Below are 5,195 nucleotides of genomic sequence, written 5' to 3'. Positions count from 1 at the left end.
CGCGAAGGAGCAGATCATGAGGTAGCAGAAAAAGGCGGGATATCCCTCACACCAAGGGGCAGCAGCTAGAGACTTTATCGGCCGAAGCCGACTGGACATGCGCGCATGCCACCCGGCCTCGAAATGCTTCGCGACCGAGTCTGTTTGGAGAGGTTTCCACGCCCCGCTCCCGCGTATCTCGGGAGCGGGTTCTAGATCGTCTGACGTTGCTCGTGACGCAAGCAAAAACGACGCAAACGCGTCGGTTTATGCGTCCAGCAGCGCGCGCTGCTTGTCCCATGAAACGGGCAGGGGGAGCAACTCGCGCAGCTTGCGAACCGTCAATGACGGCGGTTGGCGGCCTTCGACAATGCGGGTGACAATGTCGGGCGCTAGGAAGGCAGCAGGCAGCACGTTGCGGACATAGCTGTCGCTCAACCCATAACGGTCGGCAATCTCGACCAGCGTCGTGACTTCGCCTGAACGCAACAACTGGAACCAGCTGCGTGCCTGCGCCACCATCTCAATGAGGCTACGGTCGGGGGCAGGGGGCTGCTCACCGTGCACAATCAGCTTAAGCCTCGACTTTTGGCGAACCAGAGCCGCCGGGATGATAACGTCCAGCATACTCTCCACCAAGCCGAAGGCAGTGGGTTCCAGTGTTACAACGCAGTCGTCGCTTTGCACCACTACCTTCGCAACAAGCGAAGCCAAGGCGCTTCCATGCTCGCCTGACGATGCCGTGCCGAGCCGGCGACCCAAATCCGCCGCCTGCTCAAGAACGTCCGCCGTGAGCAGCGTGAGGTCGGGTAGTAGAGCCGCAACACTGCCGGGCGTTGCCAAGCGGTCGGCGAGGGCGGTCGCTACTGTTGCTTCCAACTGATCTGCCGGCAAGCGCAGAGCGTCATTTGCGTAGTAGCGGTACTTTGCGTCGCCCTTCCGGGTATGGGTCGCAGTCAGCAACGTGCCGTTCGGGTCGTACACCTTTCCACCAAGCGCATGACTACGCGAGCTCGCGGTACCCTTCACCCTGCGCCGGTTGCCGGCGAGCATCGACTGTACTGCTTCGAACAACGGCAGATCGATGATGGCGTTGTGCTGCCCGGGATATCGCTTGCCTTTATGCCCGATCTCACCGGCATAGACCGGGTTGGCGAGGATCCGGTACAGCGAGCCACGCGTGATGACGCTGTTAGTCTCGACCTTGCCTCGGTGCTTGCCACGGATGCCCTGCGCTTGCGCAAGCGACACGACCAGATCGGCAGCACGGTGCTCCGCGTAGAGCTTGAACAATGTGCGTACATGCTCGGCTTCCGGGTCGTTGATCACCAACGACCGGTCGACGACATCGTACCCCAGCGGCACCATGCCGCCCATCCACATGCCCTTGGCCTTGGACGCTGCGATCTTGTCGCGAATGCGCTCGCCGGTCACCTCACGCTCGAACTGAGCGAACGAGAGCAACACGTTCAGCGTCAGCCGCCCCATGCTAGTCGTGGTATTGAACGCCTGGGTGACGCTGACGAACGAAACCGAACGGGCATCGAAGCGATCGACCATCTTCGCAAAGTCAGCAAGGCTGCGGGTCAGCCGGTCGACCTTGTAAACGACGATGATGTCAATATTACCCTGTTCGACCTCGCCGAGCAGCGCCTTGAGGGCAGGGCGGTCCATCGAACCGCCCGAGAAGCCGCCGTCGTCAAACGCGGTTTGCACCAGCGTCCAGCCTTCATGCTTCTGTGACAGGATATAGGCTTCGCAGGCTTCTCGCTGCGCATGCAACGAGTTGAAGGATTGCTCGAGCCCTTCCTCGCTCGATTTGCGCGTGTAAATCGCGCAGCGTACCGGCTTAGCCATGAGCCCGCCGGGGATAGGTCCTACGCTGGCGAAGCCCAAAGAACAGCAAGCCGTTCCAGTGCGTACCGGTAATATGCCGCGCTATCGCCGACAGCGACCTGAACTGCTGCCCTTCATAATCGAACCCGTTCGCGGTGACCTGAACGACGTGGTTTCGGCCGCCATGCGCTTTGACGAGGCGAGTGCCGGGCTGCAATTGGCTGGAGGCAGTCGGCAATGCCGCCTTACCAGCCTGCGCAACGGCGTTTCGGGTATGAGCAGTGCGTGATGCGCTATTTGCTCGAAGTGGATGCGCGGGAGGTGGGGCCATTGCTGCTTCCTTCGACCGCGCGGCAGCGACTTCCCCAGCTACGACTTTCAAATCACGCGCGACCGCTGCTGGGATATCGCCATGCAAGAGGATCTGCTGCTGCCAGGCGACCGCTAGTTCCGTGATCGCCGGTAGGCGTTGTGGCGCTTCCGTGCCGAACAATGCCTGCCAGTCTCCCGACGTGCATTTGCTCATGCATGCAGCTCCGTCGCAGCGGCCACCAGACGATCATGCCATGCGAGCTTTGATCGCCATGCAATGGGTATCGCTTCGTAACCGTACAATCCGCCTGCAAGTTGGCCCGTGATGGCCGCGGTCGTGTCGGCATCGTCGCCGAGATTGGCGGCGAGCAACACCGCGCTGCCGAAATCACCTGTGCGCGCGACGCACCACAATGCCGCTTCCAGCGAATGCAGCACATAGCCTGACGATTGTATCGCGCTTCGTGCTTTACCACGCCAGCCCCCGGCGAGCACCGCGGCGACTGAAGGAGCGAGGCTGGAGCGACGCGGTGCAAGGATGGCATCGCGCGGCGAGCCAGCGACTGCTTCGGCGATCATATCGGAGTAGGCGATGCACGCATCGACAGCTTCTGCCGCACCGTGCGTTGTCCGACTCTGCCGTTCAGCCAGATCATGGCGCTTTTCGGCGTCGTTCCAGGCGGCAATTGCGACTGGTGCCAAGCGCATCAACGAACCGTTGCCAGCGGTGTGGGGATCGGTAGCCCCGGCAATAGGATTGCCATCTCGTTCGAAGCGGGAAAGCGCCTGGCGCGTCGTGATGCCGATGTCGAAGCAGCGTCCAGTGCACGAATAGTCGCCATCTCGGTGCCAACGGACGAAACGCTGCATCAGGTCTATTTCATCAAGCTCAGGGCTCGCAATCAGGCTATCGGCAAGCGCCAACGCCATCGCAGTATCGTCAGTCCATTGCCCTGGTGCGAGGCTGAAAGGTCCACCCCCGATCAAGTCGGTTAGTACCGGCATTCGGTCCCGCCGCGTAAACTCCAGCGTCGTACCGACCGCGTCGCCGACAGCTAGTCCAACGAGCGCCCCTATCGCCCGATCGAGCCTTGCGGATGAGCCGGCGTCTGGCGAAGCGGGCGGCAGCGGCTGAAGGCCCAGGACATACTTCTCCTGCGCATTCGTTTCGATCGCACCGGGCCTGACTGCACGAACGGAAGTGACTGCCTGGGCGGGGTCCAGTCCAAGATCGATCAGGAGGCGTGCTGCGATCATGCCGGCACGGCCCAACCCACCCTTGCAGTGAACGAGCACGTCGAAGCCCGCGCGGACACGCGAGCGAAGTCCAGAGCCGACCTTTGACCAAGCCGCCTCGAACGCAGCGCCAGGCGTCGATACGTCAGGAATGGGCAGGTGCAGCCAGTCGATTTGCTGAGCGCGGATGGCGTCGCCGAGACCCTCGACCCGAAGCTCATCGAACTCATGCGGTTCGATCAAAGTTACGACGGCGGCAGCGCCCCACCGGGTGATTGTCCGCACATCGAGATCGACGTCCCGGTCCCATGACCCGGTGAGCGCCGACGCCTGCTTCTTACCCGGACAGAAGGTCACTCCGATACGTCCGAAATTGGGGCCTGCCGATATTGTCGCGATGTGAAGCGGATGGCTCTCGCTCGTACGCAGTATGTTATGCATTGTCTGCTCCCCGCACGCGATACAGTTCTGCCGGCCGGTAGCCCTTGTCGGTCTCGCGCACCCCGGTTGGTTCGATACGGCCGCTTTCGACCAACCGTTTGCGGAACGCAGGTTTGTTCAAGGGTTGTCCACGTATCGCTTCATGCACCCGCTGCAACTCGCGCAGCGAGAAGGCCCGCGACAAAAGACCGAAGGAGAAGGCGGTGCTGTCGAGATCACGGCGCAAGACACTTAGCGCCGTTTCAACAATCTCAGCGTGATCGAATGCCAAGGAAACCTTGCGGCCATTTGCGCCGCGAGCAACACTGCCATGAAGTGCTAGCAACGTTCGATCTTCATTCAAAATGGGCTCGATCTGATCGAACGTTGCCAAGGCCATGTAGGCAACGCTGATTATTCGCATGCGCGGATCGCGCGTAAGCGCGCCGAACGCTCCGAATTGTCCGATTTGCGTATCAAAACCCGCTTTCTCGCGAAGCGCTCGGTGCGCCGTGACCTCGAGTGTTTCGTCAGCGCGTACGAACGTACCCGGTAGCGCAAGCCGCCCACGTTCCGGATGCACCGTTCGCCGTATGGCTAGTATCTGCAAGCGGTTCTCGTGGAATGTCAGCGGGACGACGTCCACTGTCACCGCAACGGCAGAGAAGGATGCAGGATCATACCCCGCGAGAAATTCAGCTTCGGTCATGACTACTCATTAGACGTAATAGACATATACGTCAAATGCGTCTTTTATGCCGGTGGCATCTCCTGCTTCTCAGCGTATTCTAAATCGGCTGTCGGAAGCCTGCACGAAGAGGCCGGAGGAAGGTAGGGGACGGCCAAGCCGCTTTGCGGTGCCGCGCTCGCCGAAGCGGACGATCGTTCTGCAAGTCGACCACAACAGTGAATGTCATCGACAGACGCGCGACGTGTAAGCAGTACATGGTAGCTCACAGACGCCCGAAAACACCTGTTTCTCGTACACCCTGCATACGATCGGTAGTGGCATCTCGAACGTTTGTCGGCTTGGAACTGGATAGCAACTGACGGCGCAAACTGCTGCTCGAGCAAGTGCATGTGGGTATGATGAGGGTATCAAGGCGAACAAAGTGATCTTGAATTCGCGGATTTGTGCAGGGTTGGAGACGAGACGGCGGAGCGTGTGTCCGCCCCCTGCTGTAACGGATCGTCCCAATCTGGGAGCGGTAGCACAACACCACAACGGTGCTGAACAAAGACGCGGTTGAGTGGATACTTTATCGGCACTAGCGGAGCCTTAACTTAAAAGGCTTATGCAACGTGTCTATAAAATATCGAGAGGTCGAACGGCAGCGCCGTATTGACGATCGGAGCAAGATTGTAGCGGACGTTGCTGAAGAATTGCTGGGTTCCGACGCGGGCGCTGGCTG

Annotated in this window: 4 protein-coding genes; all 4 read right to left on the bottom strand. The window is 60.3% G+C overall.

Annotated elements, in window-relative coordinates; all coding sequences use genetic code 11:
• Window positions 1-246: 246 nt before the first annotated feature.
• From ACTHQV_RS19110 to ACTHQV_RS19095, 4 genes are read right to left on the bottom strand one after another with little or no spacing between them, the layout of a single operon-like run.
• Window positions 247-1,836, bottom strand: a complete 1,590-nt coding sequence (locus ACTHQV_RS19110) for a recombinase family protein (RefSeq protein WP_440492302.1) — start codon at window positions 1,834-1,836, stop codon at window positions 247-249.
• The gene (locus ACTHQV_RS19105) at window positions 1,829-2,341 is read right to left on the bottom strand and encodes a DUF2924 domain-containing protein (protein WP_440492301.1); all 513 of its coding nucleotides are present in this window, start codon (window positions 2,339-2,341) and stop codon (window positions 1,829-1,831) included. The genes ACTHQV_RS19110 and ACTHQV_RS19105 overlap by 8 nt, the downstream gene beginning before the upstream one ends.
• Window positions 2,338-3,804, bottom strand: a complete 1,467-nt coding sequence (locus tag ACTHQV_RS19100) for an ADP-ribosylglycohydrolase family protein (protein WP_440492300.1) — start codon at window positions 3,802-3,804, stop codon at window positions 2,338-2,340. Before ACTHQV_RS19100 ends, ACTHQV_RS19105 begins: the two co-directional genes overlap by 4 nt.
• Window positions 3,797-4,492, bottom strand: a complete 696-nt coding sequence (locus ACTHQV_RS19095) for an NUDIX hydrolase (protein ID WP_440492299.1) — start codon at window positions 4,490-4,492, stop codon at window positions 3,797-3,799. Before ACTHQV_RS19095 ends, ACTHQV_RS19100 begins: the two co-directional genes overlap by 8 nt.
• Window positions 4,493-5,195: the final 703 nt, after the last annotated feature.

Origin of the sequence: Sphingomonas sp. SAFR-052 (assembly GCF_051965015.1) — a bacterium.
Lineage (GTDB): Bacteria > Pseudomonadota > Alphaproteobacteria > Sphingomonadales > Sphingomonadaceae > Sphingomonas.
This window is presented reverse-complemented; position numbering and strand designations above follow the sequence as displayed.

What these genes read in the sequence shown, in the direction of transcription:
- ACTHQV_RS19095 (WP_440492299.1), bottom strand. Translation starts at nt 4,492, where the DNA reads ATGACCGAAGCTGAATTTCTCGCGGGGTATGATCCTGCATCCTTCTCT.
- ACTHQV_RS19105 (WP_440492301.1), bottom strand. Translation starts at nt 2,341, where the DNA reads ATGAGCAAATGCACGTCGGGAGACTGGCAGGCATTGTTCGGCACGGAA.
- ACTHQV_RS19100 (WP_440492300.1), bottom strand. Translation starts at nt 3,804, where the DNA reads ATGCATAACATACTGCGTACGAGCGAGAGCCATCCGCTTCACATCGCG.
- ACTHQV_RS19110 (WP_440492302.1), bottom strand. Translation starts at nt 1,836, where the DNA reads ATGGCTAAGCCGGTACGCTGCGCGATTTACACGCGCAAATCGAGCGAG.